The 26,234-nt window shown below is 60.7% G+C and carries 24 protein-coding genes; 6 read left to right on the top strand and 18 right to left on the bottom strand.

Annotated features, from left to right (window positions below; all coding sequences use genetic code 11):
- Window positions 1-31: 31 nt before the first annotated feature.
- From soxZ to AC2I9W_RS05650, 12 genes are all read right to left on the bottom strand, one after another.
- Window positions 32-361: a thiosulfate oxidation carrier complex protein SoxZ gene (gene soxZ / locus AC2I9W_RS05705; RefSeq protein WP_486409053.1), complete on the bottom strand. Its 330-nt coding sequence runs from the start codon at window positions 359-361 to the stop codon at window positions 32-34.
- A gap of 11 nt (window positions 362-372) precedes the next feature.
- The gene (locus AC2I9W_RS05700) at window positions 373-873 is read right to left on the bottom strand and encodes a thiosulfate oxidation carrier protein SoxY (RefSeq protein WP_486409052.1); all 501 of its coding nucleotides are present in this window, start codon (window positions 871-873) and stop codon (window positions 373-375) included.
- Window positions 874-1,032: 159 nt separating this feature from the next.
- A complete protein-coding gene (locus tag AC2I9W_RS05695; RefSeq protein WP_486409051.1) occupies window positions 1,033-2,364 on the bottom strand; it encodes an FAD-dependent oxidoreductase in 1,332 nt (443 codons plus the stop codon).
- A gap of 202 nt (window positions 2,365-2,566) precedes the next feature.
- On the bottom strand, window positions 2,567-3,589 hold the full coding sequence (locus tag AC2I9W_RS05690; protein ID WP_486409050.1) for a YeeE/YedE thiosulfate transporter family protein: 1,023 nt from the start codon (window positions 3,587-3,589) through the stop codon (window positions 2,567-2,569).
- 183 nt (window positions 3,590-3,772) lie between these two features.
- Entirely contained in the window at window positions 3,773-5,050 is a 1,278-nt protein-coding gene (locus tag AC2I9W_RS05685; protein WP_486409049.1) for an FCSD flavin-binding domain-containing protein, read from the bottom strand.
- Window positions 5,051-5,395: a c-type cytochrome gene (locus AC2I9W_RS05680; RefSeq protein ID WP_486409048.1), complete on the bottom strand. Its 345-nt coding sequence runs from the start codon at window positions 5,393-5,395 to the stop codon at window positions 5,051-5,053.
- A 269-nt stretch (window positions 5,396-5,664) separates the two neighbouring features.
- Window positions 5,665-6,063, bottom strand: a complete 399-nt coding sequence (locus AC2I9W_RS05675; RefSeq protein ID WP_486409047.1) for a hypothetical protein — start codon at window positions 6,061-6,063, stop codon at window positions 5,665-5,667.
- Window positions 6,063-7,016 (bottom strand): hypothetical protein, encoded by a 954-nt coding sequence (locus AC2I9W_RS05670; RefSeq protein WP_486409046.1) that lies wholly within the window; start codon window positions 7,014-7,016, stop codon window positions 6,063-6,065. Before AC2I9W_RS05670 ends, AC2I9W_RS05675 begins: the two co-directional genes overlap by 1 nt.
- Before the next feature lie 84 nt (window positions 7,017-7,100).
- Window positions 7,101-9,248, bottom strand: a complete 2,148-nt coding sequence (gene metG / locus AC2I9W_RS05665; RefSeq protein WP_486409045.1) for a methionine--tRNA ligase — start codon at window positions 9,246-9,248, stop codon at window positions 7,101-7,103.
- 216 nt (window positions 9,249-9,464) lie between these two features.
- Window positions 9,465-11,210 (bottom strand): bifunctional diguanylate cyclase/phosphodiesterase, encoded by a 1,746-nt coding sequence (locus tag AC2I9W_RS05660; RefSeq protein ID WP_486409044.1) that lies wholly within the window; start codon window positions 11,208-11,210, stop codon window positions 9,465-9,467.
- Window positions 11,211-11,271: 61 nt separating this feature from the next.
- On the bottom strand, window positions 11,272-12,570 hold the full coding sequence (locus AC2I9W_RS05655) for a patatin-like phospholipase family protein (protein ID WP_486409043.1): 1,299 nt from the start codon (window positions 12,568-12,570) through the stop codon (window positions 11,272-11,274).
- 74 nt (window positions 12,571-12,644) lie between these two features.
- Window positions 12,645-13,229, bottom strand: a complete 585-nt coding sequence (locus AC2I9W_RS05650; RefSeq protein ID WP_486409298.1) for a restriction endonuclease — start codon at window positions 13,227-13,229, stop codon at window positions 12,645-12,647.
- 153 nt (window positions 13,230-13,382) lie between these two features.
- Between AC2I9W_RS05650 and apbC the strand changes: the two genes are divergently transcribed.
- The 6 genes from apbC (at window position 13,383) to AC2I9W_RS05620 (ending at window position 22,055) form a co-directional block, all read left to right on the top strand.
- The gene (apbC, locus tag AC2I9W_RS05645; protein ID WP_486409042.1) at window positions 13,383-14,474 is read left to right on the top strand and encodes an iron-sulfur cluster carrier protein ApbC; all 1,092 of its coding nucleotides are present in this window, start codon (window positions 13,383-13,385) and stop codon (window positions 14,472-14,474) included.
- Between the two features lie 163 nt (window positions 14,475-14,637).
- Window positions 14,638-15,582, top strand: a complete 945-nt coding sequence (locus AC2I9W_RS05640) for a LysR family transcriptional regulator (protein ID WP_486409041.1) — start codon at window positions 14,638-14,640, stop codon at window positions 15,580-15,582.
- Window positions 15,583-15,695: 113 nt separating this feature from the next.
- Window positions 15,696-17,837, top strand: a complete 2,142-nt coding sequence (locus AC2I9W_RS05635; protein ID WP_486409040.1) for a formate dehydrogenase subunit gamma — start codon at window positions 15,696-15,698, stop codon at window positions 17,835-17,837.
- A 13-nt stretch (window positions 17,838-17,850) separates the two neighbouring features.
- Complete coding sequence (gene fdhF, locus AC2I9W_RS05630) at window positions 17,851-20,763, top strand: formate dehydrogenase subunit alpha (RefSeq protein ID WP_486409039.1); 2,913 nt, start codon at window positions 17,851-17,853, stop codon at window positions 20,761-20,763.
- Window positions 20,763-21,014: a formate dehydrogenase subunit delta gene (locus AC2I9W_RS05625; protein ID WP_486409038.1), complete on the top strand. Its 252-nt coding sequence runs from the start codon at window positions 20,763-20,765 to the stop codon at window positions 21,012-21,014. Before fdhF ends, AC2I9W_RS05625 begins: the two co-directional genes overlap by 1 nt.
- 117 nt (window positions 21,015-21,131) lie before the next feature.
- The gene (locus AC2I9W_RS05620) at window positions 21,132-22,055 is read left to right on the top strand and encodes a DMT family transporter (RefSeq protein ID WP_486409037.1); all 924 of its coding nucleotides are present in this window, start codon (window positions 21,132-21,134) and stop codon (window positions 22,053-22,055) included.
- A gap of 18 nt (window positions 22,056-22,073) precedes the next feature.
- Here AC2I9W_RS05620 and AC2I9W_RS05615 read toward each other — a convergent pair whose 3' ends face one another.
- The 6 genes from AC2I9W_RS05615 to AC2I9W_RS05590 form a co-directional block, all read right to left on the bottom strand.
- The gene (locus AC2I9W_RS05615) at window positions 22,074-22,382 is read right to left on the bottom strand and encodes a hypothetical protein (protein WP_486409036.1); all 309 of its coding nucleotides are present in this window, start codon (window positions 22,380-22,382) and stop codon (window positions 22,074-22,076) included.
- Window positions 22,383-22,386: 4 nt separating this feature from the next.
- Window positions 22,387-22,878, bottom strand: a complete 492-nt coding sequence (locus AC2I9W_RS05610; RefSeq protein ID WP_486409035.1) for a low molecular weight protein-tyrosine-phosphatase — start codon at window positions 22,876-22,878, stop codon at window positions 22,387-22,389.
- Complete coding sequence (locus tag AC2I9W_RS05605) at window positions 22,875-23,270, bottom strand: hypothetical protein (RefSeq protein ID WP_486409034.1); 396 nt, start codon at window positions 23,268-23,270, stop codon at window positions 22,875-22,877. The genes AC2I9W_RS05610 and AC2I9W_RS05605 overlap by 4 nt, the downstream gene beginning before the upstream one ends.
- 305 nt (window positions 23,271-23,575) lie before the next feature.
- Window positions 23,576-23,902: a hypothetical protein gene (locus tag AC2I9W_RS05600; RefSeq protein WP_486409033.1), complete on the bottom strand. Its 327-nt coding sequence runs from the start codon at window positions 23,900-23,902 to the stop codon at window positions 23,576-23,578.
- Window positions 23,903-24,256: 354 nt separating this feature from the next.
- On the bottom strand, window positions 24,257-25,330 hold the full coding sequence (locus AC2I9W_RS05595; protein WP_486409032.1) for an adenosine deaminase family protein: 1,074 nt from the start codon (window positions 25,328-25,330) through the stop codon (window positions 24,257-24,259).
- Window positions 25,331-25,380: 50 nt separating this feature from the next.
- Window positions 25,381-26,133, bottom strand: a complete 753-nt coding sequence (locus AC2I9W_RS05590) for a sulfite exporter TauE/SafE family protein (RefSeq protein WP_486409297.1) — start codon at window positions 26,131-26,133, stop codon at window positions 25,381-25,383.
- Between the last annotated feature and the right edge of the window lie 101 nt (window positions 26,134-26,234).

Raw genomic sequence — 26,234 nt, 5'->3', positions numbered from 1 at the left:
TTTGCATGGGGGTTATCAGATGTGGAGCTCATCAGGCGACGGTAATCGCCTTCTGCGCGCTCACGGTCTGGCCTTGCTCATCCTTCCACAGCATGTGCAGCTCGCCGCTTTCGCGGGCGATAAAGGTGAACTCGATATAGGGATTCTGGGCAATGGAAATACCGGGCTCCCAGGTGAACAACAAGCTGTTGCCCAGCTTGGCCTCAAAGCGGTTGACGATGTTGCGCGGGCGAATCTTGCCTGTGGCCGGGTCGGTGCGCAGGCCGCTTTCCATCACATGCTCCATCTGCGCACGCACGCGCAGTAGTTCGCCCTTCTTTGGCGTGGCATTGCTGATCCAGACGCGAGGGGGTTTGCTCATCACAATTCCTTTCACATGCCGCAGCCGCTGGCGGCCACTGTGGTTGCCTGCTTGGCGATCAAGACTTTGCCGCTCTTCATGCGCGCCAGGGCATGTACGGTTTGCGACTGCGACAGGCGAATGCGCACAGCGGCTTCGGCCGTGCCTGCTGCTGCGGTGAACTGCAGGCGGCAGGCCAGAGGGGAGGGGTTGAGTTCGGCCAGCACGATGATCTCCTCGCACCAGTCCTGCTCGGTAATGGGCAGCGTCACCTTGACCTTGACGGGCACGGCGCTGGGGTTGTCGGCCAGCACCGGCACATCCAGCTGCAGGCCTTCAGTCTGCGTGGGTTTTCCGCTGCTGAACTGCTCCAGGATTTTTTTGAACTCGGCCGGGTTGGGGGCCAGAGGGCCGACCAGAGGAGTCTTGGCTGCAGGGCTGGCCTGGGCGAAGGCGGAAGCCGGCAGCGCCAGACTAGCCCCTGCAGCTGCCGCGCTCAGCACCATGCTTCTACGGGTGGTGTTCTTGAACATGTCTCTTCTTCTATCAAATGCATGATTGCATGCAATCAGCGGTTAAAACAGGTATGGCCCAAGTGGGAGACTCCGAACAAGGGCTGGCCCGCAGCGATGGCGTCGTCCCCCTCCCGCGTAGCGAGAGAGGGGGAAGCGGCCAAGCCGCTCAGGAGGAGATCAGACCCCCAAAAAATCACTGAACTTGTCATTGATCCAGGCAAAGTCTTCCTTGACCAGATCGGGCGTGCGCACATCCATGTCGATCTGGGTCTGGTTGACCTGACCGCTGGCGTCCACCTCGTACTCGAACTTGACCGAGATTTCTTCCTGCGGATCGCCGTTGACCATCATGTAGCAGAGGTTGTCGGGCAGGCGCGCCACGACTTCCTTGCCAGAGACGCGCTCTGCAATGTTCTGGGCCACGATCTTGCCGATGTAGTTAGCCACATGGCCGCTCTTGGGGTAGTGGCCGAACTGGGGCGAGATGGCTCCCATCAGGTCGCCCACAAAGTAGACGCGGTCATCCGTCTTGGCGTGGAACAGGCGGTTGTGCATATCGGCCCAGCCCGTGGGCTTGCCGGTGGTGGCGTCCTTGCCGATCAGATCGGCCTTCCAGACCATGTCGGCCGCCTGATGCGGGGGCATGAGGATGGCGTCGTCAAACTTGAAGTCGCCCGCTGCAGTCTTGATCTGCTTGTTGAAGGGGTCCACTTCCTTGACGCCGGCATTGGGCACATGGGTGATGATGTCCGCGTACAGCTCTTCAAACGCCTGCTTGTAGCCCACGCCGATGGGGGCAATCTTGGGCTTGGGGTCGAGGATGACGATCTTGCCGGGAATCTTGTTCTTCTTGATGTGCCAGGCAATCAGGCAGGCGCGCTCGTAGGGCGAGGGCGGGCAGCGATGGGGCGGTGGTGGTAGCGTCATCACCAGCGTGCCGCCCTTGAAGTTCTTGACCTTGCTCTTGAGCGAGAGCATCTCCTGATTGGGGATATAGGCATTGGGGAAGTGCGTGCGCGTGTGCTCGATGGCGCGCTGGTCGTTACCAAACCAGGCCTCGTAGTCGTTGCGAATGCCGCCCGAGAGAATCAGAAAGTCATACTCGATCAGGCCATGGGCCGTGCGCACCCGTTTCTTGTCGCGCTCAAAGCCCGTGACTTCGGTCTGCAGCAGCGTGTAGCCGTATTGGTTGGCTGGGTGCAGCATGTCGCGGTTCACAAAGTCTGTGCCCACGATGTCCACCAGCCATTTGTTGCTCATGGGGCCGGACCAGAAGGTCGCATTGCGCTCCAGCAGCACGACGTCGGAGTTGGGGATCAGCTCGCGCAGGTAGCGCGCAGCAGTCATGCCACCCCAGCCACCGCCGCAGATCACAATGCGCGGGCCTTTGCCTTTGCGCGGCAGGATGGGGGACTGGCTGGAGATGATGGAGGGCGCAGCCAGTGCGGGGGCTGTTGCGGCACCCAGCGCGAGAGCAGGGGGAGTCCAGAGGAAATGGCGACGTTGCATGAGCGTTGCTCCTGTGAGGGAAGGGGGCTGAGCAGCGTCCGCTGACTCAGCAGAAGGAAGCAAGCTTGGGCGCGGCGTGCAATGACACGCAGCCTCTGGGAGAGCCTCTCAGCCGACACGCGGCACAAGCAAAGCTGGTAACTGCAGATTCTAGGGGCTGGCTTTGAAGAGGGAATGAGGAAATAACCAAGTGAAGCCTGCGCTATTTTTTACGCTGCAAAGCCAGCGCGGACAGTGCCCCCAGCAAGATGCCTGTAATGGCTGGTACGCTGGCCAGTGACAGTGTGGACAGCCCCGTCAGCCCCTGACCGATGGAGCAGCCTGCAGCCAGCACGCCGCCAAAACCCATAAACAGACCACCGCCTGCGCTGGCAGCCAGTCGAGCGGTGGTGTCAAAACTCTCCCAGCGGGCTGTGCGGTTGATCTGTGCGACAACAAAGGCCCCTGCAAGCACGCCGCCTGTCAGGACTAGACCAATGCCTGGCTCGCGGCCCACGGACAGTTGCAGGTACAGCAGGCTCTCGGCAATGGGGCCGATAAAACTCAGCGATGTGAGCTTGGCAGGTTCAAAATCATCGACACTGATATGTGCGGTGATCCACCAGCCCCCCGCAACCAGCAGGCCAATAACCAAGGCGCTGATGAGTTGAACCGGGCTCTGGCGCAGCGCAGGGCGCCACAGGGCGTAAGCCACGAGCAGCAGCGCAGCCGGTACGGCCAGCACCAGACCGTTTGCTGCAGGCAGATAGGCAGGCAAGGTGGAGTGTGTGAACGTGACGGGTGCCAGAGTCTGCAGCCACAGTCGCACAGGGGTGAGTACGCCGGTCATGGCCAGTTGCGCGCCCAGCGCCAGAAATACGATGGTGACCAGAGAGCGCAGATTGCCGCCCGCGAGCAAAACCAGAGAGCGCGCCCCGCAGGCGCGTGCCAGCACCATGCCGACGCCAAACAGCAAACCGCCAATCAGCACGCCAGCGATGGAAAAGCTGGGCCGCGCAATGGCGGCCTGGCCCAGATCAAGCATTCCCAGAGCCTGTAGCCCCTGCGAGGCCAGCAAGGCCACGGCCAATGCCAGGGCAAAGGCCTGCAATGCAGGAGTCTGGCCCGCAGCGACTTCGGTATCTCGCCCCATTTGCTGGCGCAGCCCGCGCAGCAGACAGAAACGCCCCAGCCGCGCGGCAACGCCAAAAGCCATGCCCAGCAAAAAAACAGACCACAACAACATATCGATGACTTAAGCAAGGCAAGCGGCAGTGCCGCCTTGAAATACGGCTGCTGCCGGCTTAGGACGCGCTGGGGAGGGCCGCCAAGCAAGGGCCGTCCCGCAGCGATGGTGGCGTCCCCTTCCCGCAGTGCGAAGCACGTAGAGAGAAGGGGAAGGCGCAAAGCGCCTCAGGGGATGAACCAGTCAACCACCCCAGATATCCGCGCTGATCGCCTTGTACCAGGCTGCGCCGTAGTCGGCCTCGGCCTTGCGGAAGGCGGCATTGCCATCCATGGGGCTGACGCCGCCCGACTCCGGTACTTCAATCAGCTTGCCAGCCGTGCTGCGGTAGACGCCGGCGACCGAGATGCCGTAGTCCGTGCCAATCAGGCTGTAGCAGGTGTTGGCAAAGGCAGCTATGTGCAGGGGCTGGCCCGTCAGCTCGGCAGCAATGGCGGCAGCGGCCACCTTGCCCTGCGTATTGGCCGCAAAGCCCGACTTGGGCATGGGCGCGGCAATGGTGGCATCGCCCAGCACATAAATGTCCTTGACCCGGGTGGATTCAAAGCTCTCAGGCTTGATGGGGACCCAGCCGCTGGCATCCGTCACACCTGCCCGGTCGGCGATGAAGCCAGCCTTTTGGGGCGGGATGACGTTGAGCACATCGGCTTTGTGCTTGGTGCCGAACGAGCTTTCCACTTCCAGGTTCTTGGCATCCACGCGGGTGACCTTGCCGTCGTCGGCCTGCTTGACCCATTCGATCATGTCGCCATACAGCGCTTTCCAGCCCTGCATGAACAGGCCTTGCTTGGAGAAGGCATCCTTGTCGTCCAGCAGCAAAATTTTGGACTTGGGTTTGTGCTGCTTGAAGTAGTGCGCCACCATGGCTGCGCGCTCATAGGGGCCAGGCGGGCAGCGGAAGGGGTTGGCAGGAATCACCATCACAAACTTGCCGCCATCGGGCATGGCTTGCAGCTGCTTCTTGAGCAACTGGGTCTGCGCGCCGGCCTTCCAGGCATGGGGTGCCAGCTGGGAAGCAGCCTCGTCATAGCCTTCCAGTGCATTCCAGCGCATATCGATGCCGGGCGACAGCACCAGCTTGTCGTAGCTCAGCGCCTGGCCGTTGGACAGCAGCACGCGCTTGGCGTCGCCCAGCACATGGTCGGCACGTGCATGAACGATGTTCACGCCTGCTTTGCGCAGGCCGTCATAGCCATGACCAATGCTTTCCCAGCTACGCAGTCCAGCCAGATAGAGGTTGGAGAAGGGGCAGGTGTAGAAGCGCTCGGCAGGCTCGACCAGTGTGACCTGAATATGCGGCGCAAACTGGCGCAGATAGCGCGCAGCCGTGGCTCCGCCAAAGCCGCCGCCGACGACAACGACGTGGGCGGATGCGGCCTTGGCCTTCACGATGGAGGGAAAAGTCAGGCTGGCAGCGCTGGCGGCAGCACCGCCCAGAATTTGACGACGATTGATCTGCATTTAGCGCCCCTTCTTGCTGAACCACTGGGCCAGCGCTTTGAGTTGTTCGTCGTCATAACCCTTGGCAAGACGCGTCATCACCGTGGCATCTTTGGCCGTGCCAGCCTTGAAGGCCTGCAGGCGTTCAAGCAGGTAGGACTCGGGAAGGCCACGCAACTGGGGCATGCCGCCGGTAGAGCGGCCATCGGGTCCGTGGCAGTTGGCGCAGCTGGCAGCTAGAACGGCTACATCCTGAGCGCGCAGCGATGTCGCGGCAGGCGTCGCGAGACTGGGTAGCGGAGCTGCCAGAGCCAGCGCCAGCCACAGCGCAGGGCGCGCTGAAGTGAGCAAAGATTTCGGTTGCATGGGGCCTCCCTTGTTTCCCGACCATGGCGGTACGGGTGATTGATGACCTCAATGCTTGGGCGCAGGCGACGTTGATGTGCTGCAAATTTTTAACAGGCAGCACGATTCGCTGCGAAGCAAGCAAGGTGGGCAGCCTCGAATTCTAGGAATTGGGGGCAGTGCGACAAGCCGAATACCCCGATGGTGTAACAGGAGGTTTTTGGTTATTTAGTTATGCACTTGCTTTGTGCTTGGCAGGGCAGACAGAGGCTTTGGAAAAGCACTTCTTGCTATTGAATAAATAGCTGACAGCGTAATTTCAGTAATGGTTTTGGCGTGATATATGAATTTTCAGCGTGAGGCTGTGGCAATGCGGATGGCGTTGCCGGAGGCTTGTCTGGAGTCGCCTCCAGTGCCTCTGCTGGGGTGGATGATCCGCTGTCCCGGTATTGAATATTCATGCCACTGGAATCCGTTTTGTCATCGTCAAGCAAGGCATCGGCCGCTTTGCCCACGCCTTTGCCGACGATTTTGGCTGTGCCAATGGCAGCATCCGCCGCCAGTCCAACCACGCCAGCGGTCACGCTGATGGCCGTACCGGTGACTGCGATGACGGTGCAGCCCGAGAGCGCCAGACAGAAAAAAGCTCCTGCAAACAGCCTCAGGAGCCTGGAGTTCAGAGAGCGCATTACTGCGAAGGAAGGAGTCGTTGCAGGTGATGCTTGAGCGTGCTCAGGTTGACAAAGCTCAGCTCATACATGGCGCTAAGCCCTTGAGCCTGTTCTTGCGTTAACTCAGGAGCCAGAATCAGAAAGCGCTGGGCTGGAATGTCCAAGCGCTTTCTCAGACGCAGATATTTGTCGATGTCTCTGCGGAATTCACCGCTTTTGCATTCAATACAAATAGGTTGCTTGTCTTCAGGCAGGCAGACAACGTCCAGCTCATGCAAATCTTCATTTGGGAAGTTCACCTTGACGCTTCTTGCGCTACCGAGAAGCGCTTTGGGAGACTGCTGACGAACTGCCATGAGTGCATACCACTCAAGCCACCCACCTTCAAAGAATTGGCGAATAGCGGGTGCCGTCTGTAGAGTGAGGCGGGCGATTTTTTCGGGCTTCTGATAATGAAAGCGTGAAAAAAACGTGTGCTCATACAGCTCTCGGCAAAGCTTTGTCACCGCTTGCCCGTCTTTTTGCGATAACTGTGCCAACTCCAGCGTCACATTGCTGTGGCTTTTGCGATAGGCATAGCGCACGCGATCCATCAACTCAGCAAACAGCTCGTAGTCATCTCCGATTCGGGTGGCCATGTCGTCGAAGAATCCGCTGGTATCGGAGAGTGACGGATCAAATTCGGCATGGATCTTTTTCTCCGTGAACCAGTGTTTGAGTGGTTCTATCCCGTGAAGGGGAGCGGACGACATGCTCGCTGCAGAGGTTGCCGGCGAGGAAGCGACGCTGGCCTTGAGTTGCTGCAGTTCACGGCTGGCAGTTGCAAGCCGCTTGACGATCTCTTCCACAAAAAACACGGTTCCATAGACCATGCATGCTGTTCCGCAGCGTGCACAAGGTGTCTGGGTATGGATGGGTGTTTGTGAATCCTCTGAGATGAAACCGCATTTATTGCAACGGTAGATGGGCATGACTCTGTCGTTGTGGTTTTGTCGTTTCAATGAGTTTACCCAATGCGCCAAGACCGGCGCATCAGGTCTTGTCAAACATCGCTATCAATGAATACGCATGCCGGGCGCTGCACCGGGGAAGGGCTCCAGCACATAGATGCCGGGGTTGGCCTTTTCGTCGGCGTGGCTGGCTGCCAGCACCATGCCTTCGCTGATGCCGAACTTCATCTTGCGCGGTGCCAGATTGGCGACCATCACCGTCAGCTTGCCCTGCAGTTGCTCTGGTTGGTACATGCTGCTGATGCCGCTAAAGACGTTGCGGGTCTTGGGCTGGCCGTTTTCGTCCTTTTCACCCACGTCCAGCGTCAGCTGCAGCAGCTTGGTCGAGCCTTCGACGCTTTTGCATTCCAGAATCTTGGCAATGCGCAGGTCGATCTTGACGAAGTCATCAATGCCGATGGTTTCGGCCAGAGGCTCGCCGCCGGGGGCGTTGGGGTCGATCACGGGCTCGGCCTTCTTGGCGGCTTTCTTCTCAGCCTTGGCTGGCTCGGCAGCGGGTGCGGCCTGACCGGCGGGCGGCTCAAACAGCGCTTCGAGCTGCTTGGGGTCCACGCGCTGCATCAGGTGCTGGTAGGCACCAATCTGGTGGCCTTCGCCCAGGGGCTTGACCACATCGGCAAAGCTCTCGGGCGGCACGATGAGGAAGTTGGCCACTTCGGCGGCCACGCCGGGCAGGATGGGCTTGAGATAAATGGTCAGGATGCGGAAGGCTTCGATGCAGGTGCTGCACACATCGTGCAGGCGCTGCTCCATGCCTTCTTTCTTGGCCAGCTCCCAGGGCTTGTTGGCGTCCACATAGCTGTTGACCTTGTCGCACAGCAGCATGATTTCGCGCGCGGCGCGGGCGGTGTCACGGGCTTCATAGGCGGCAACGATGGCGTCTTTTTGCGCGCGCAGGGCTGCCAAAACGGCCTGGCCGTCTTCGCTGACCACGCCGAGCTTGCCGTCAAAGCGCTTGCTGATGAAGCCAGCGGCACGGGATGCGATGTTGACGTACTTGCCGATCAGGTCGGAGTTCACGCGCAGCATGAAGTCTTCGGGGTTGAAGTCGATGTCTTCGTTCTTGCCGTTGAGCTTGGCGCCCAGGTAGTAGCGCAGCCACTCGGGGTTCATCTTGAGCGACAGGTACTTGAGCGGATCCAGACCCGTGCCGCGGCTCTTGCTCATTTTCTCGCCGTTGTTCACGGTCATGAAGCCGTGCACGCAGATCTTGGTGGGCGTCTTGCGGCCGCTGAACTTGAGCATCGCAGGCCAGAACAGCGTGTGGAAGGTGATGATGTCCTTGCCGATGAAGTGGTACTGCTCCAAATCGGGGTCGGCCATATAGGCGTCGTAATCTTCACCGCGCTTGTTGAGCAGCTCTTTGAGCGAAGCCAGGTAGCCCACGGGCGCATCCAGCCACACGTAGAAATACTTGCCCGGCGCATCGGGAATCTCGATGCCGAAGTAAGGCGCGTCGCGGCTGATGTCCCAGTCGTCCAGGCCTTCGCTGGTCGAGCCATCGGGGTTGGTGCGCACACCAAACCATTCCTTGATCTTGGCGGCCACTTCAGGCTGAACATGCTTGCCGTTCTGCGTCCACTCGGTCAGAAACTCGACGGCGCGCGGGTCGGACAGCTTGAAGAAGAAGTGTTCGGACTCCTTCATCACGGGCTTGGCGCCGGACAGGGCCGAGAACGGGTTGATCAACTCGGTCGGTGCGTAGACGGCGCCGCAGACTTCGCAGTTGTCGCCGTACTGGTCCTTTGCGTGGCAGCGGGGGCACTCGCCTTTGATGAAGCGGTCGGGCAGGAACATGTTCTTCTCGGGGTCGAAGAACTGCTCGATGGTGCGGGTTTCGATGAAGCCGGCCTTCTTCAGGTCCAGGTAAATCTGCTTGGACAGCTCGTGGTTTTCGGCGCTGTCGGTGTTGCTCCAGTTGTCGAAGGCGATGTGGAAGCCGTCGAGGTACTGCTTGCGGCCGGCGGCGATGTCGGCCACGAATTGCTGGGGCGTCTTGCCGGCCTTTTCGGCGGCAATCATGATGGGCGCGCCGTGGGCATCATCGGCGCCCACGAAGTTGACCGCATTGCCCTGCATTCGCTGTGCACGCACCCAGGTGTCGGCCTGGATGTATTCCATGATGTGGCCGATGTGGAAGTTGCCGTTGGCATACGGCAGGGCGGTGGTGACGAATATTTTGCGTGCGGTCATGAGGAAACAGCTTTCACAGAGAACCCGTCATTCTAGAAGGGCTTGGCCTTAGGCTGGGCTAGTGGGGTTTGAGCAGAGAGGGCAGTGCATGCGCAATGCTTCTTTTTTAGGAGCTTCTTGCGCCTGAATTTCATTGTTTTCAGATATGAATGATATGAAATTCAATGAATAGCAAGCGGAGCATGCTTTGTAATTGATAGCGGGTCCTGTGTGTCTTCAGCGTATCGACGGCTCTTTGCTGCGATACATGTCCTGGTCGGCCAGCTTGAGCAAGGCCTGCGGGTCTTGCGCATCACGCGGATAGAGCGCCTGGCCTATGGAGACGCCGACGGTAACCACCTCATCTTCAGGGACGCCTTGCAAGGTGCTCAGCGGTTGCTGCAGCGCGTGATCGATCTTCAGGCGCGTGGCCTGTACATGCTCCTCATCGCTGACGCCGCGCAAGATGATGACGAACTCGTCACCGCCCAGACGGGCCACGACATCATTGGGGGAGAGCAGGTTGCGCAGGCGCAGCGCGACTTCGGCCAGGGCCAGGTCGCCGTTGTCATGGCCCCAGCGGTCGTTGAGGGGTTTGAAGCGGTTGAGGTCGAGAAACAGCAGCGCAAACGGAGTCGCTGCATGCTGACCGGAAGCAGGGCGAGTGAGGGTGGTGAGGATGTGCTGCAGCGCGCTGCGGTTGCTGACGCCGGTCAGCGGGTCGGTGAACAGGCTGTGGCGCATGCGGTGAAAGTTGTGGGCCAGTTCGCCAATTTCGTCGCGGCGCTGCACTTCGATGGGCGTGTCGATTTCGCCCTGACCCACGCGCCGCACAGCGCGTGCCAGCAAGCGCATATCGTTGGCCACGGCACCGAAGATGCGTGTGCCGATGAACACGGCAATGACCAGCGCCAGCAGGCCCAGGCCGCCGACCAGCAGCATGTGGCGATATACACCGGCCAGCATGTCTTTGTGCGGAACGGCAACCACGGCCATCCACTCCTGCCCAGCTCCATCGCCCAGACGGCGATAGGCAATTCGAATGCTGTTGCCTTTGGCGTCGGTGAGCAAAGCCGTACCCGGCGCATTGCTGGCAAGGGAGGAGGAGAAAACGTCGCGAATCTTGTCGTACACGGCCTGAATCAACAGGTCCTGGCTGTTGGCCGCGCTCATGCGCTGCATCTTGCCGTCGGGGCCTTGGTAGATATTGGGCATGCCGGTGGCTGCGATCAGCGAGCCGTCACCTTCAATGATGAAGGCTCGGCCATGTTCGCTGAGCTGCAACTGGCTGATGAAATCATTGAGTGCCCGCAGCGAGATATCGGCTGCCACCACGCCTTCGAGCTGGCCCAGCGGCGACAGAATGCGGCGTGCGCGGGTGAGTACCAGATCCTTGGCGCTGAAGTCTATGTAGACCGGTGTCCAGACGGGCTCGGAAGACTCGGCCGCCAGCTTGAACCAGAGCCGCTTGCGGGGATCGAAGAGGCTGCCTTCGGTAGATTCGTGAACAGGTTCTCCATCCATGGCGTCAAGCCTGAAGAAGCTGCGATGCTCTCTGGCATCGGTTTTGAGCCGCAACTGCGCCTGCCCAGCGGCCAGCCGCTTGAGGCCAATGCCCTGGCCCGCCACATTGCCGTAGTACACATAGTCGTTGGGCTGTGTGTGCAAGGACGTGGCAACCCACAGCCGCGAGGTCAGCGCAGAAAGGTGTGGGCGAATATCGGCTGGCGTGCTCTGCTCTTCGGGAAAAGCGGCCTCCAGTACCGCATTGGAGGGAGACAGGTGTTGCTGCACGATGAGTGCAATGCGCTCCACCTTTTCTTCCATGACCTGCTCGGACAGGGCCGAGATGGTGTTGCTGCCCGTCCAGTACCAGAGCATGCCCAGCGCCGAGGTCAGCAGCGCAATCAGAGCGACAAAAGGCAGGATCAGCGAAAGCTTGAGCGAGCGGGATGCACGAAGGGGTGGTGTGGCAGAGGTCACTGATTGGGCGAGGAAATGAAGTCCGTCTGAAACAAAGTGTATCGTTCTCTTTTGCTGCGGCTCAAGCCGCATCATCAAGATTTGTCAAAGCACCGGGCCAGCCCAGAAAGGCACAAAGCTCTTCCTGTTTGGCCATGGCATCTTTGCGACCCAGAGCAATCAGCTCGCGGGTGTAGCTTTGCTCGAAAAGCAAATAGCTGGCCAAAGCGCCATCCCGCATAGGGTTGCCGGCAGCTGCACGCACGCCCAAGGTGCCCAGCAGTGTGCGCACAGGCCGTGGCAACTGGTCGATGTGGCGGGTGGCGATATCGTCAATGCGCTCGCTGGGGGTGATGGTCAGCAGTTCTATGGGGCGCAGCCGGCTGTGTATGCGCTCGGCGGGCGAGATCAGGCTCAAGGTGTGATTGATGCGCTCAGCGCGCTCTATATCCACGGCCAGCGTGTCCAGAAAAATGCTGGAAAGCGCATGCCCGGCAACTTGGGCCAGCGTGGGGTAGCTCGCATCGGGGGCGGTCAGAGGGGCTGCGGGCTCATGCCTACGTCCGGCCCCCACAACCAGCAGCTTGCTTGCGCCCAGGTGGATGGCTGGCGCGAGGGGGGCTGTCTGGCGCATGGAGCCGTCACCGAAGTACTCCAGATGACCATCAATGGGCAGGGCAGTGGCGGGAAAGATAAAAGGCAGGGCAGAGGAGGCCAGCAGGTGGTCTGCCGTGAGCTGTGTCTGCGCGGCTTTGCGCTGATCGCGCACCCAGGGGTTCAGGGCCTCGCGGGACTGAAAGAAGGTGATGTGCTGGCCGCTGCTGTAGCTGGATGCCGTGATGGCCAGTGCATGCAAGTGCCCGCTCTCTATAAGTTGGGGAATGCGCTCAAAGGGCATGAGCGCGCTGTTCATCAGCGCTTTGAGCGGCGAGTTGTCCAGCAGCGAGCGTGGCCGCATACGGCTCCAGCGGGCCAGTGCCCAGCCCAGGGACAGCAGGGTCAGCCAGTGAGCGCCGCTGCGCAGCATGCTCAGAGAGTCGGCCTGGTAAATCTGCTCGGTGTGCATATGGCCCCAGACGTGCAGCATGCGCTGTACGGCGCTGTCAAAGGCATCGGCATGGCAGGCCAGGGCGGCCACATTAATGGCGCCAGCTGATGTGCCTGCAAGTATGGGAAAAGGGTTGGGGGCGTCTCGCAAGCCTCGTGATCGGCGCAGCTCGGCAATATGTGCCAACACGCCCACCTGGTAGGCGGCGCGGGCGCCACCACCGCTGAGCAGCAGCCCGGTTTGCCCGATGCTAGAAACCGGGCCAGCAGGAGGGGGCTGTACAGCCGAAGCGAGATCCGAAGGGAAGTGGGGAAAAAGCTGCTCTGCCGCCATGGCTGCAGTGTGCCCGGATTGCTCGTCCTGCGGTAGGGGCTTGGCGGCGAATCGACTGGCGGTGTTACCTGATGTCAGTGGCCGCTTTTGTTGCCGGCCTTGGGGATTTTGGCAATCAAGGTGGCGATAGCGCGGGCATCAAGCACGGTGATTTGTTGCTTGGCAGCCCAGTCTGCGGCCTTTTCTCCCAGGGCCTGCAGCGCCACATAAACACTTTGATCGGCTTGTTGGCGGGCCTGCGCTGCCTGCAGCTCGCGCAGCGGCTCCACGCCATGGGTGGCAGCCTTCCAGCGTCGCGCGCTGACGACACTGGTCTGACCATTGCGGCTCAGCAGCAGATCGACGCCGGGCAGGTTCAGCGGCTGAACTTCATAGCCCTCGGCTTGCCAGGCGGCCTGCAGCTGGGCGCTGAAGTCGGCCCAGGACTGCTCGGCAACGACTTGCTGAATCAGCTCCAGCCGTGCCGGACTGGGTGCGCGCATCTGCTTGTAAAAAGCGATGCAGCCCACGATAAAAAACGGAAAGGCACCCAGCGCAGCAAACGGCGAGATGTCCTTGGGGAACACGGCCAGCGATATCAGCACCACGGCGGCGCAGATCGCAAAGCTGATCCACCAGCGCGAGCGCATCAGGACTGCGAACAGGGAGTTTTCGGCCATCTTCAGTTTCACGGGCTGTCTCTCAAAATTGGGGCAAGGGGCAGCATTGTCTCCTGTGCCGGCAGGGGCCAGGCAGAGATCGCCGCTGTGCACTAGGGTTGGAGAGCTTCGCTAGACTATCCCCATTGACGAACCTTCTGGAAACTGGAACCAATGGCTGTAACCGAACAAGCGCTTCAGGGCGCACTCGCAGCGGTGCTCGATCCGCACACGGGCAAGGACTTTGTGAGCACTCGCGCACTGCGCAATCTGCAGATCGCGGGCGACGATGTCTCGTTTGATGTGGAGATGGGCTATCCGGCCAAGAGCTTGCATGCCGACCTGCGCAGCCAGTTCATTGCTGCCGCCAAGAGCGTGGCCGGTGTGGGCAATGTCTCGGTCAACATCACCACTAAGGTGGCATCGCATGCCGTGCAGCGTGGCGTGCAGCTGTTGCCTGGTGTGAAGAACATCGTGGCCATCTCGTCCGGCAAGGGCGGCGTGGGCAAGAGCACGACCACAGCCAACCTGGCGCTGGCGCTGGCCGCCGAAGGTGCACGCGTGGGCATTCTGGACGCCGACATCTACGGCCCCAGCCAGCCCATGATGATGGGAGTCTCGGGCAAGCCCGAAAGCCATGACGGCAAGACCATGGAGCCGCTGGAAAACCATGGCGTGCAAGTCATGTCCATCGGTCTGCTCGTCAACAACGACCAGGCCATGATCTGGCGCGGCCCCATGGCCACGCAGGCACTGGAGCAAATGCTGCGCCAGACCAACTGGCGTGATCTGGACTATCTGTTTGTGGACATGCCCCCGGGCACCGGCGACATTCAGCTGACGCTGGCCCAGCGCGTGCCCATGACGGGTGCCGTGGTGGTGACCACGCCCCAGGACATCGCCCTGATCGACGCCAAAAAGGGCGTTCAGATGTTCGAGAAGGTGGGCGTGCCTATTCTGGGTCTGGTCGAAAACATGGCCGCTCACGTTTGCACCAACTGCGGCCATGTCGAACACATCTTCGGCGCCGATGGCGGCAAGAAGATGGCCGGCGAGCAGAACATCGACTACCTGGGTGCGTTGCCTCTGTCGCTGCAGATTCGCCTGCAGGCCGATAGCGGCACACCCACGGTGGTGGCAGATCCCGAGAGCGAAGCCGCTCAGGTCTACAAAAAGGTCGCGCGCGATCTGGCCGTGAAGGTAGCTCTCAAGGCCAAGGACTTCTCCAGCAAGTTCCCTACGATTACGGTATCTCAGGGAACCTGAGATTCACCCCCTGAGGCGCTATGCGCCTTCCCCCTCTCTCTCCGGGAGGGGGACGACACCCTTGCTGCGGGGCGGCCCTTGCTCGGTGTCCCTACGGCGGAGTGTGCAGGTGCGTAGGATTTTGGCTCATGCAGAATTTTTCATTTTTGAGAGTTAAATCTTTATGAACCTGCTGACCTCCATGCGGTATCTGGTGGCCCTTAATGAGCACCGCCATTTCGCAAGGGCGGCGCAGGCCTGCCATATCACGCAGCCCGCGCTGTCCAATGCGCTCAAGGCGCTGGAGGATGAGTTTGGCGCCGTCATCGTGCGGCGTGGTCGTGTGTTTGGCGGGCTGACGCCCGAGGGCGAGCAGGTGCTGGCCACGGCGCTGTCCATGCTCAGGGCTGAAGAATCCTTGCGCCAGGACTTGAGCGCTGCAACGGGTCAGCTCAAAGGCCATTTGCGCATGGCGGCTGTGCCCACGGCCATGCCCATGCTCACGCGCTTTGCCGCGCTGCTGCGTCAGCAGCATCCGGGTATCACGCCCATGGTGCTGTCCATGAGCTCTCTGGAAATTGATAGCGGGCTGGAAGATCTGACACTGGATCTGGCGCTGGGCTATGGCGATCGCCTCTCCAGCACCGGTCGACGGCTTGAGCGCAACACCCGCATCACGATCTGGCCACAGTACCAGGAGCATTATTTTCTGCTCAGTCCTGCGACTGAAAGTCATAGCCAAAAGCCCATGAAGTGGGCGCAGGCAGCGAGACTGCCGCTATGCCTTTTGACCCCGGACATGCACAACCGGCTGATTGTGGACCAGAGCTTCAAGGCCGCAGGCTGCGAGGTGGAAGCAGCGATGGAAACCAATTCCGTGCTCAGCCTGATGCAGGCCGTGACCGAAGGTGGGATGCATAGCGTGCTACCGGGAGCGCTGGTAGCGACCTTGCCCGATGCCGTGCAACTGCGCGTGCGGCCATTGGTGGGACCTAAGGTGCAGACAGCGATTGCATTCTTGACACCGCCTCAGGAGCAGGCGACCCGGGCGCAGCAAGCCGCCATGGCACTGGTGAAATCGGGGCAGTGGATGCAGCAATGCGTCCGCTTTGCCGGGGCTGTGCGTTGATTCACAGCTTGAATCAAGTCATCACTTCAAAGAATTTGACCTGAGGCAGCCCTGAGGCTGAAATGCGGCATGAGACAAAGGGTGCAGGTGCGCCCGCATAAAAAGGCCGCCCCATGCCCTCTGAAAAAAAACCATCGGCCATCTTGCCCGTGCGGGCCTTGCTCAGTGCCGAGCAGGTAGATGCTTTGAAGCATTGCCTGGCGCGCTTTGGCGAAGAGCCCGCAGAACTCTTGCCGCTGCTGCATGCCGTACAGAAAGCACTGGGCTTTATTCCGGCCGCAGCCGTGCCCGTGATTGCCGAGGCTTTAAATCTCTCCAGCGCCGAAGTGCATGGCGTCATCAGCTACTACCCGCATCTGCGCGACAAGCCGCATGGCCGGGCGCTGATCCAGATTTGCCGAGCCGAGTCCTGTCAGTCGCGGGGAGCTGATGCCCTGATGGCCCATGCCGAGGCAGTACTGGCGTGCCAGGCCCACGAAACCACAGCCGACGGCAGCGTGACGCTGGAGCCGGTCTACTGCCTTGGTTTGTGCGCCCAGTCGCCTGCGGTGATGGTGGATGAGCATGAAGTCCATGCGCAGATGACGCCCGACAAGCTGGATGTTCTGCTGCAAAAAATACAGCAAAAACAGCCTGTGGTGCATGCAGATAAAGCGCTGGTAGCTACTGAAAGCGTAGTGAGTGCCGTGCGCGTTTATGTGCCGCGTGATGCGGCGGCGCTGGCCGTGGGGGCTGATGAAGTCGCCCGAACGTTGGCAGAGCAATGCGCAGCCCGTGGATGGCCGGTGCAGATTGTGCGCAATGGTTCGCGGGGTCTGCTGTGGCTGGAGACCTTGGTCGAGGTGGAAACCGGGCAAGGCCGTGTGGCCTATGGTCCGGTTCAGGCGACGGATGTGGCGGGTCTGCTCGATGCCGGCATGCTGCAAGGGCAGCCCCATGCGCTGTGCCATGGCTTGACGGCGCAAATCCCGTATCTGGCCCGGCAGGAGCGGCTGACCTTTGCGCGTGTGGGCGTGATCGACCCGCTGAGCCTTGCCGACTACGAAGCCCATGGCGGCTGGCTGGGGCTGAAAGCTGCGGCAGCCATGGCGCCTGAAGCCATCGTGCAGCAGGTGCTGGACTCCGGCCTGCGTGGGCGCGGCGGGGCGGCGTTTCCTGCGGGCATCAAATGGAAGACCGTGGCGATGGCTGTCGGGCCGCAGAAATACATTGCCTGCAATGCCGATGAAGGCGATTCAGGCACGTTTGCCGACCGTCTGCTGATGGAGGGCGACCCGTACTGCCTGATCGAAGGCATGGCGATTGCGGCGCTGGCCGTGGGGGCAAGCCAGGGCTTTATCTATGTGCGCAGCGAATATCCGCACGCTATTGCTGCGCTGAATGAGGCTATTGCCCGCGCCAGTGCGGCGGGCTGGCTGGGCCGCAATGTGGCGGGCAGCGGCAAGGCCTTTGTGCTGCAGGTGCGTGTGGGGGCAGGCAGCTATGTCTGCGGTGAAGAAACAGCGATGCTGGAGAGCCTTGAAGGCAAGCGCGGCATTGTGCGCGCCAAGCCGCCGCTGCCCGCGATGGAGGGGCTGTTTGGCAAGCCCACGGTCATCAACAACGTGATCACGCTGGCCACGGTGCCCATCATCATGGCAAGGGGTGCGGCCTTCTATCAGGGCTATGGCATGGGTCGCTCGCGTGGCACGCAGCCGTTTCAGCTGGCTGGCAATATTGCGCGGGGCGGGCTGGTGGAAAAAGCCTTTGGCCTTTCGCTGCGCGAGCTGGTTGAGGACTTTGGGGGAGGCACGGCTACGGGCAGGCCCATCAAGGCGATTCAAGTCGGCGGCCCGCTGGGTAGCTACGTCGCCCCCACAGACTGGGATGCGCCGCTGGATTACGAGGCCTACGCCGCCAAGGGCAATGTAGTAGGACATGGCGGTCTGGTGGTGCATGACGACAGCGCCGACATGGCGCAGCTGGCGCGTTATGCCATGGAGTTCTGCGCAATTGAATCCTGCGGCAAGTGCACGCCCTGCCGCATAGGTTCGACACGCGGTGTGGAGGTCATTGACCGCATTACCGCCAACACGGGCGCCGTGAAAGCCGCGAATGTGAGCTTGCTGGAGAGCCTGTGCGAGACCATGGAAAAAGGCAGCCTCTGCGCCATGGGCGGCATGACGCCATACCCCGTGCGATCGGCCTTGCGCCACTATCCGCAGGACTTCGGTATTGAGCCCGTACAGGTCATGACGACCGTGACCCCCGTCTGAGGAGAGCCAGACCATGCTCGAGCATTTGAAGAACACCGACTTCGGCACGCCGGCCAGCCTGTCTGAAGAACTCGTCACCCTGCAAATTGATGGCCGAGACGTGACGGTGCCCAAAGGCACCTCGCTGATGCGCGCTGCGGTGGATGGCGGCATCAAGGTGCCCAAGCTCTGCGCCACCGATTCTCTGGAACCCTTTGGCTCATGCCGTCTGTGTCTGGTGCAGATCGAGGGGCGCAAGGGCTTTCCGGCATCGTGCACCACGCCTGCCGAAGCGGGCATGAAGGTCAGGACGCAAAGCCCGCAGCTGCAGGAGCTGCGCAAGGGGGTGATGGAACTGTATATCTCCGACCACCCGCTGGACTGTCTGACCTGCTCGTCCAACGGTGACTGCGAGCTGCAGGATATGGCCGGTGTGGTGGGCCTGCGCGAGGTGCGCTATGGCATGGACGGAGCCAACCACTTCAAGGGTGAAGCCAAGGCTGCTGTTGATACCTCCAACCCCTATTTCAACTACGACCCCAGCAAATGCATTGTCTGCAACCGTTGCGTGCGCGCCTGCGAGGAAACGCAGGGCACGTTTGCGCTGACCATTACCGGGCGCGGGTTCGAGTCGCGGGTGACGGCTGGGCAGGGCGATGGCTTTATGGCCAGTGACTGCGTGAGCTGCGGGGCCTGCGTGCAAGCCTGCCCCACGGCCACACTGCAGGAGAAGACGGTGGTGGAGCTGGGGCAGAGCGAGCACAGCGAGATCACTACGTGCGCCTATTGCGGCGTGGGCTGCGGCTTCAAGGCCGAGATGAAGGGCGAGCAGGTTGTTCGCATGGTGCCGTGGAAGGACGGCAAGGCCAATGAAGGCCATGCTTGCGTCAAAGGGCGCTTTGCCTGGGGCTATGCCACGCACAAGGATCGCATTACCCAACCCATGATCCGCGCAAAGATCACCGACCCCTGGCGCGAAGTGAGTTGGGAGGAGGCTATAGGCCATGCGGCCAGTGAGTTTCGCCGCATTCAGGCCGAGCATGGCAGGGATTCGATTGGAGGTATCACCTCATCGCGCTGCACCAACGAAGAAACCTATCTGGTGCAAAAGCTCATTCGCGCAGCGTTTGGCAACAACAACGTCGATACCTGCGCACGTGTCTGCCACTCGCCCACAGGCTATGGTCTGGGTCAGACCTATGGCACATCGGCGGGCACGCAGACCTTCAAGTCGGTAGAGCAGTCCGACGTCATCATGGTCATAGGCGCCAACCCCACGGCGGCCCACCCGGTGTTTGGCTCGCGCATGAAAAAGCGCCTGCGTGCGGGGGCGAAGCTGATCGTGATCGATCCGCGAGAGATCGAGCTGGTCAGCTCGCCGCACATCAAGGCCGACTATCACCTGCAACTGCGCCCCGGCACCAATGTGGCCATGATTACGGCGCTGGCCCATGTGATCGTCACCGAAGGCTGGCTTGCCGAGGAATACGTAGCTGAGCGCTGCGACGCCAAGTCCTTCGAGCAATGGAAGGCATTTGTGGCTCGCCCTGAAAACTCGCCCGAAGCCACGGCAGAAATCACGGGTGTGGCCCCGGCGCTGGTGCGCGGTGCGGCGCGGCTGTATGCCAAGGGTGATGGAGCCCGGAAAGCTCAGGTCAACTCCGCCATCTACTACGGCTTGGGCGTGACGGAACATGCGCAGGGATCGACCATGGTCATGGGCATTGCCAATCTGGCCATGGCCACGGGCAATGTGGGCCGCGAGGGCGTGGGTGTGAACCCGCTGCGGGGCCAGAACAATGTGCAGGGCAGCTGCGATATGGGCAGCTTTCCGCATGAGCTGCCGGGCTACCGCCATATCTCGGACAGCACCACGCGTGCCGAGTTTGAAGCGGCATGGGGCGTGCCCCTGAACCCCGAGCCGGGCCTGCGCATACCGAACATGTTTGAGGCCGCTCTGGGCGGCAGCTTTCTGGGGCTGTACTGCGAGGGTGAGGACATTGTTCAGTCTGACCCCAACACCCAGCATGTGACGGCGGCACTGGCGGCCATGGAGTGCGTGGTGGTGCAGGACATCTTCCTCAACGAAACCGCCAAGTACGCCCATGTGTTTCTGCCCGGCTCGTCCTTCATGGAAAAAGACGGCACCTTTACCAATGCAGAGCGCCGTATCTCGCGAGTCAAAAAGCTGATGCAGCCACTGGCCGGTTATGCGGACTGGGAGGTGACGCAGCTGCTGTCCAACGCGCTGGGCTACCCCATGAGCTACGGCCACCCCAGCGACATCATGGCCGAGATTGCGGCGCTGACGCCGACCTTTGCGGGCGTGAGCTACGAGAAGATCGAACGCCTTGGCAGCGTGCAATGGCCTTGCAATGACAGCACCGACGAGGCCGGAACGGCCATCATGCACGAGCAGAAATTTGTGCGTGGCAAGGGGCGCTTCATCATCACGCAATATGTGGCCACCGATGAAAAGGTCACGCAGCGCTTTCCGCTGCTGTTGACCACGGGCCGTATCCTCTCGCAGTACAACGTGGGCGCGCAGACCCGCCGCACGGCCAACAGTCTGTGGCATGGCGAAGATGTGCTGGAAATTCACCCCCATGATGCCGAGGACCGAGGCATACGCGAAGGCGACTGGGTGGGCATTGAGAGCCGCGCCGGTCAGACGGTGCTGCGCGCCACGGTGACCGAGCGCATACAGCCCGGTGTGGTCTACACCACCTTCCACTTCCCGGAGTCCGGGGCGAATGTGATCACGACCGATAACTCGGACTGGGCCACCAACTGCCCCGAGTACAAGGTGACGGCCGTGCAGGTCATGCCGGTGCCGAGTTCCGCCCAGTCGTCCAGCTGGCAGAAGGACTATGCGCGCTTCAACAGCGAGCAGCTCAGCCATCTGGCCGCAGCGCAGGACGCTGCCGCTTTTGCGGGAGGCAAGTGATGGATGCCGACAACCTGATCCGCATGGTCAACCGCATTGGCGAGTTCTTTGAAGCCCAGCCCAATCGCGACGAAGCCCTGCAAGGCATTGCCGAGCATCTGCGCAAGTTCTGGGACCCTCGCATGCGCGGGCAGATTTTGCAGGTGCTGGAGCGGCCCGGTGAGGCTGCGCAATTGCGACCGTTGGTGCGCGAGGCGCTGCTGCTGCATGCTGCGCAGCTGAGGCCGGTAAAAGCATCAGACTATTCGTAAAACGAGAGCAGCATGCGCTTGCCCTGTCTTGGCTGCGGGTATATTGGACCCTCATTTCTCTGATCTGAGCCGCTGCCTGTCATTGGGCGGTAGCGGCCTTGCATGTCTGCTTCTTTCATGACTACCGATTCCGTCAAAAGCGCTTTGATGAGCGCGCATCTGCGCCTTTTGGGTATGGCTGTTCTTTGGGGGGCATCCTGGCCTGCCGGCCGCATTCTGGCGCTCAATATGCCGCCGCTGGCAGCATCGGCTTTGCGCTTTATTCTGGCCGCCACCATGCTGCTGCCCTGGCTCTATTGGTCGGGTGGGCTGGGCGCACTCAAGAAATGGTCAGTCAAGACCTGGCTGGGGATGTTTGCCGCAGGGGCGACGGGGGTGTTTGGCTATGCCAGTTTCTTTTTGACGGGCTTGCAGCACCTGCCCGCAGGCAAGGCTGCCTTGCTGATCACGCTCAACCCGGTGGTCACGCTGGCACTGGCCGTGTGGCTGTTCAAGGAACGCATCAATCTCACCATTGCGCTGGGCATGCTGGTGGCCGCTTGCGGTGCGGTGGTGGTGATCTCGCATGGCGATCCTCTGCAGCTGTTGCAAGGAACGATTGGTGTGGGGGAGATGCTGATTCTGGGCTGCGTGGCCTGCTGGGTGGGGTACACGCTGATTGGCCGAGCCATGCTGGCGGGCGTAGATGCGCTGGCAGCCACCACGGTAACATCGATTTTTGGTGCCCTGCTGCTGCTGGTAACCAGTCTATTGGTGGAAGAGCCTCAGGGGCTGGCTTCGGCCTTTCAGGCCAGCGGAACAGCCTGGACGGCAATGATTTTTATGGCCTACGGTTCTACCGCCGTGGCCTATGCTTGGTATTTCTCGGGTGTCAAAAAACTGGGGGCCGGAGCCGCATCGGGCTACATCACGCTGGTGCCAGTGATTGGCGTGGTTCTCTCAGCCTTGCTGCTGGGCGAAAGCATTGATGGCTCCATGCTGCTGGGCGGAGCCATGGCTATTGCGGGTACTGCGGTGATGAACTGGGGCCGCAGGAGCTAGACACCCCGGCAGGCCGCTTTAAACAGGCTCGTAGCGTGCGTAGCGAGGGTTCAGCCAGCGCACCTCGTGCTTGCCCAGACTGCGCAGGTGATTGACGGCCTGCTGTACCAACGGGAGCTTCAGGTCTTTGTATTCCAACAGGTGAAGCTTTCCCGCCTGGCCCAGTCCCATCAAGCTTGCCTGGCTGCCTTCATCGCTGTAGCTGCGGGCCTTGAGTGTGAGTGGGCCTTCGGTGAACAGAAAAATGTCGTACTCGTAGTAATACTCGTAGTCGCCATGCTCATCGGGCTCGCTGGCGTCAATGTGGTGGCTGACGGTGACTTGCATGAATTCAGCTTGTCTGCTTTGGGGTGATGGCTTGCAGCAGACCCTTGCAGGCATCTTCCACCAGATCCAGCACATGCTCGAAGCCGCGTTCGCCGCCGTAATAAGGGTCGGGTAATTCCTGGTCGTCAAAGCGCTGACAGTAGTCGGTCAGACGCTTCATGCGCTGCTGCTGCGAAGAGCTGGCAATACGTCGTGCAGCGGTTTCATTGTCCGCATCCATGACCAGCACCAGATCGAAATCCTCAAAGTCCTGCGCCGTGAGCTGGCGTGCGCGTTGACCACTCAGGTCATAGCCTCTGCGGCTGGCATGCTGCTGGCTGCGGCGGTCCGGAGCTTCGCCCACGTGGTAGCCGTGCGTGCCGGCAGAGTCCACGCTGATGCGGTGCTGCAGGCCAGCATCGGCGACCATTTTTTCAAAGACGCCATGGGCTGTGGGACTGCGGCAGATATTGCCGGTGCAGACCATGAGTACGCGAAAAAGCTGTTCTTGCGTCATGGCTGAGCGTTCTCTTGCGTGAGTTTGGCTTGACTGGCGCGCGCTTCGTTCATCTGCTTTTCCAGGCTGCCGATCTGAATCTGCAGCTGGCGAATACTGCTTTGCATGGTCAGGCCCAGCAGGCGGCGCATGGCTTCAAAGAACAGGGTCAGAAACAGTGTCAGCGGCAGAATACCCCAGCGCAGCCAGGGCGATGCATGGTTGATCCATGCCACCAGGCAGACCACGGCGGCAATGGCCACGGCAAACATATTCCACTTTCTGGAACGCTGCATTTTCTGCTCGTACTGCTGGCGCGTGGCATCCAGCTTGGTGCCCGTGGCCTTGAGCTGGGTTAGGGAGTCTTGCAGTGCTTCAAGCGTGGGAGCGGAGGTGTCTTGGGCGGCGGTCATGAAAATTCGGGTGATGAGCGCCTGCACAGCTTTGGGGCAGGTGCTCATCGATGTCGTCAAACAGAAAAGATGGCCGCCATCATGCCTGCGGATGCAAAGCAGGTCGTGCTTGCAGGCTGATTTCTTTGTGGGGCAATCTGGCAGTCTGAGAGTTGCAGGGCGGGCGGCTGCTGATCTGCTCTCATGGTGCGATGGTGCAGAGCGAAAAAGCAGAACCAAAGGCAGAACGAAAAAAGCCCCCGCGTCAGCGTTGGCACATCACGCTGGGGCGCGAGGTCTTGCTGTGGCGGGGGCTCTGTAGCGGCTTATCGGCGGTAAGAAAGTTCCAGACCCTGGTATTGCTCGGTCATCGTGGCGTTGACGAAGGGACCGTCGGGGTCGGGCTTGAACTCGATAACCGTGTACTTGGTATCGCTGGTCTTGGTGGGTATGGCATGCGGCGATGCCTTGGTCTTGCTCACGCTGCGGTTGCTGAGCGCGGTCAGTGAGGGAGACCTGCCTTTGGGGCTGCAGTGCTGGTTGACTGCAGTCAGGGGAATACCCAGTTCGGTGGCGATGCTGCGGGGGGATTTACCTGCGTTGCTCAACGAGGTGATCTGGAGGCCTTGCTCCTTGGTGATGGAATTAACCAAATTTCTTCAACTCCTTAATCGCGTCAAGGGTTCGAATTCCTGGTGGTCAAGCTGTGACTAACCATTTCTTCTGTCATGGCTTTTTATTGACAGTAGATCGCCAGGGCGTTAGGTAATTTTAATCGCTGGGGGTTTTTCTGCCTCTTGCTTCTGAATTAAACCTATGGCTGGTGCCACTATGAAGAAAGAAGGGAGTGAAATAAGCGCAGAAAAATGCAGAAAGAGGCGGCAAGGCAGAGATGTGTTTTTCGAGATATCGAGAGTGAACTCTTGCGGTAAAGAAATCTGATTTCTATGAATTTGATAGCTTCAAGCGCTTTGTTTGTAAGCGCTTGAAGCTGTTTTGAGCGCAATTTATACCGGCAGCATACGGGCGTGCAGAGCATCAAACTCTGCGCCCCACTGCGAACGCAGAACGCGCTTTTCGCTTTCGTCAAGCCATGCCGCATCGATGCCGTTGAGCATGAAGCTGCGGAGGTCTGAAACCGAGAAACCAAAGTCGCTGACCATCTTGGTCCAGGCTCCAGTGGGGTTGACGTGGTGCAAGGTGGGGTCGTCGGTGTTGGGGTGCACGCGAATGCCCATGGACGGCATTTTGCGAATGGGGTGGTCCAGCGCCCAGCGTTCTGGCGAAAGTGTGCGCAGGTAGTAGGAGTTGGTCGGTACCACGGTAAACACAATGCCCAAATCGGCGCAGCGCTGTGCCAGCTCCGGGTTGTCGATCACGGTGTAGCCGTGGTCTACGCGGTCCACCTTGAGGGTCTCAATGGCGGTTTGCAGATTGTTCCAGGGCAGGCCGAACTCGCTGGCGTGGGCTGTGGTCCTGAGACCCTTCTTTTTGGCCAGCACGTAGGCTTCGATGAACAGCTCGGGCGGGCGTTCGTTTTCGCGGTAGTCAATGCCTATGCCGGGCACTTCATCATGGCGACTCTCCAGCATCCATTGCACCATCTGCACTGCGGCTTCGGGCGGGGCTTCACGGTCGATGGAGGGCACGAGACGGCCGCGTATGCCGCAGTCCTTTTGCGCGGCGGCAGCTCCCGCCAAAATCGCCTGCTGGGCTGCGGCATAGCTCATGCCAGAGCATTGCACCGTGCCCGTGGGGTTCCAGAAAAACTCGGCATAGCGAACGTTGTGGGCGGCGGCATCCTGCAGGTATTCGTAGGCGATGCGCTCCAGGTCGGCAGGCGTCTGTAGCAGCCACTGGTCCAGTGCTCGCAGCACGCGCAATACGCCTACGGGCTTTTCGCCGCGCGTGTAGAAGGCTTCAATTTCTTCGCGTGTCAGCGGCGCTTGGGAGCGCTCGGCCAGTTCGATAAAAGTGTTTTTGCGAACTGTGCCCAGCAGATGGCAATGCAGCTCCATCTTGGGAATGGCATGGCAAAAAGCGGTCAGTTCGGCAGTAGGTTCTGTGGGCGCGGCATTCATGCTGCAGATGGTAGAGGCTGCGGGGCACTCCAGCCGTAGGCAGTTCTACGTTACGGCGCAAAGAACAGGCGCGGCACGGACGCTGCCAGCATGGCGATGCCGGAGCAGATCAGCAGGCTCAGCACGATCTGGCGAAAGCGGGCATCGCTGACGCCTTTGTACACACGCGTGCCGAAGATGACGGGCACCAGCACGGCAGGCAGCACCACGGCGAACCATTGCCACATGGCGGGCTTGACCATGCCGGTTGCCAGATAGCTGGCCATGGTGACGGCCAGCACCGAGAGATTGAAGTTCTGAATCACGGTGCGTTGCACATGGCGCTCAAAGCCGCGCAGCGTGCACCACAGCGTGGGCACGGTACCGCTGAAGCCGCCCAGCCCGCCCATGGCGCCACCAATCAGGCCAGCCACCGTATCGGTGGCGCGAGCCAGCAGGCCGCCGCCCAGTGTCAGACGGGGCAGATGGGCGCTGAGCAGCATGGTGGGGCACCACAGCACCAGCAGCAGGCCAAGGCCAAACTTGAACCAGTCCATATTCATGTGCGGCATGACAGCCACCCCCATGGGAATGCCGACCAGTCCGCCGGCAATAAAGGGCAGCAAAGACTTCCAGTGAAACTCGCGGCGCACCGTAAAGGCCGCAATGATCTGGCCGGTGAGAGAGCCAAAGACGGAGAGCACGGCGGCCAGCTGCGGCTCCAGCACCCAGGCCCAGAATGACATGGCCACCATGCCAAATGCAAAGCCCGAAAGCCCTTGTACAAATCCCGCCACGGCGGCGCCCAGGGCCACGACCAGCATTACTTCCACGTTTTTGTCTCCGTTAATGGGCGGGAATTATCGGCCGCAATACATGGTCATTGACTACGCAGTTTTCGCAGGAAAGCCGGGGGCTGCGCTAT

The organism is Comamonas sp. FUJ_7 (assembly GCF_057369555.1).
This window is presented reverse-complemented; position numbering and strand designations above follow the sequence as displayed.

Excerpts from the sequence above, each read along its gene's own strand:
- soxZ (WP_486409053.1), bottom strand. The coding sequence starts at position 361 with ATGAGCAAACCCCCTCGCGTCTGGATCAGCAATGCCACGCCAAAGAAG.
- AC2I9W_RS05700 (WP_486409052.1), bottom strand. The coding sequence starts at position 873 with ATGTTCAAGAACACCACCCGTAGAAGCATGGTGCTGAGCGCGGCAGCT.
- AC2I9W_RS05695 (WP_486409051.1), bottom strand. The coding sequence starts at position 2,364 with ATGCAACGTCGCCATTTCCTCTGGACTCCCCCTGCTCTCGCGCTGGGT.
- AC2I9W_RS05690 (WP_486409050.1), bottom strand. The coding sequence starts at position 3,589 with ATGTTGTTGTGGTCTGTTTTTTTGCTGGGCATGGCTTTTGGCGTTGCC.
- AC2I9W_RS05685 (WP_486409049.1), bottom strand. The coding sequence starts at position 5,050 with ATGCAGATCAATCGTCGTCAAATTCTGGGCGGTGCTGCCGCCAGCGCT.
- AC2I9W_RS05680 (WP_486409048.1), bottom strand. The coding sequence starts at position 5,395 with ATGCAACCGAAATCTTTGCTCACTTCAGCGCGCCCTGCGCTGTGGCTG.
- AC2I9W_RS05675 (WP_486409047.1), bottom strand. The coding sequence starts at position 6,063 with ATGCGCTCTCTGAACTCCAGGCTCCTGAGGCTGTTTGCAGGAGCTTTT.
- AC2I9W_RS05670 (WP_486409046.1), bottom strand. The coding sequence starts at position 7,016 with ATGCCCATCTACCGTTGCAATAAATGCGGTTTCATCTCAGAGGATTCA.
- metG (WP_486409045.1), bottom strand. The coding sequence starts at position 9,248 with ATGACCGCACGCAAAATATTCGTCACCACCGCCCTGCCGTATGCCAAC.
- AC2I9W_RS05655 (WP_486409043.1), bottom strand. The coding sequence starts at position 12,570 with ATGGCGGCAGAGCAGCTTTTTCCCCACTTCCCTTCGGATCTCGCTTCG.
- AC2I9W_RS05650 (WP_486409298.1), bottom strand. The coding sequence starts at position 13,229 with ATGGCCGAAAACTCCCTGTTCGCAGTCCTGATGCGCTCGCGCTGGTGG.
- apbC (WP_486409042.1), top strand. The coding sequence starts at position 13,383 with ATGGCTGTAACCGAACAAGCGCTTCAGGGCGCACTCGCAGCGGTGCTC.
- AC2I9W_RS05640 (WP_486409041.1), top strand. The coding sequence starts at position 14,638 with ATGAACCTGCTGACCTCCATGCGGTATCTGGTGGCCCTTAATGAGCAC.
- AC2I9W_RS05635 (WP_486409040.1), top strand. The coding sequence starts at position 15,696 with ATGCCCTCTGAAAAAAAACCATCGGCCATCTTGCCCGTGCGGGCCTTG.
- fdhF (WP_486409039.1), top strand. The coding sequence starts at position 17,851 with ATGCTCGAGCATTTGAAGAACACCGACTTCGGCACGCCGGCCAGCCTG.
- AC2I9W_RS05625 (WP_486409038.1), top strand. The coding sequence starts at position 20,763 with ATGGATGCCGACAACCTGATCCGCATGGTCAACCGCATTGGCGAGTTC.
- AC2I9W_RS05620 (WP_486409037.1), top strand. The coding sequence starts at position 21,132 with ATGACTACCGATTCCGTCAAAAGCGCTTTGATGAGCGCGCATCTGCGC.
- AC2I9W_RS05615 (WP_486409036.1), bottom strand. The coding sequence starts at position 22,382 with ATGCAAGTCACCGTCAGCCACCACATTGACGCCAGCGAGCCCGATGAG.
- AC2I9W_RS05610 (WP_486409035.1), bottom strand. The coding sequence starts at position 22,878 with ATGACGCAAGAACAGCTTTTTCGCGTACTCATGGTCTGCACCGGCAAT.
- AC2I9W_RS05605 (WP_486409034.1), bottom strand. The coding sequence starts at position 23,270 with ATGACCGCCGCCCAAGACACCTCCGCTCCCACGCTTGAAGCACTGCAA.
- AC2I9W_RS05595 (WP_486409032.1), bottom strand. The coding sequence starts at position 25,330 with ATGAATGCCGCGCCCACAGAACCTACTGCCGAACTGACCGCTTTTTGC.
- AC2I9W_RS05590 (WP_486409297.1), bottom strand. The coding sequence starts at position 26,133 with ATGCTGGTCGTGGCCCTGGGCGCCGCCGTGGCGGGATTTGTACAAGGG.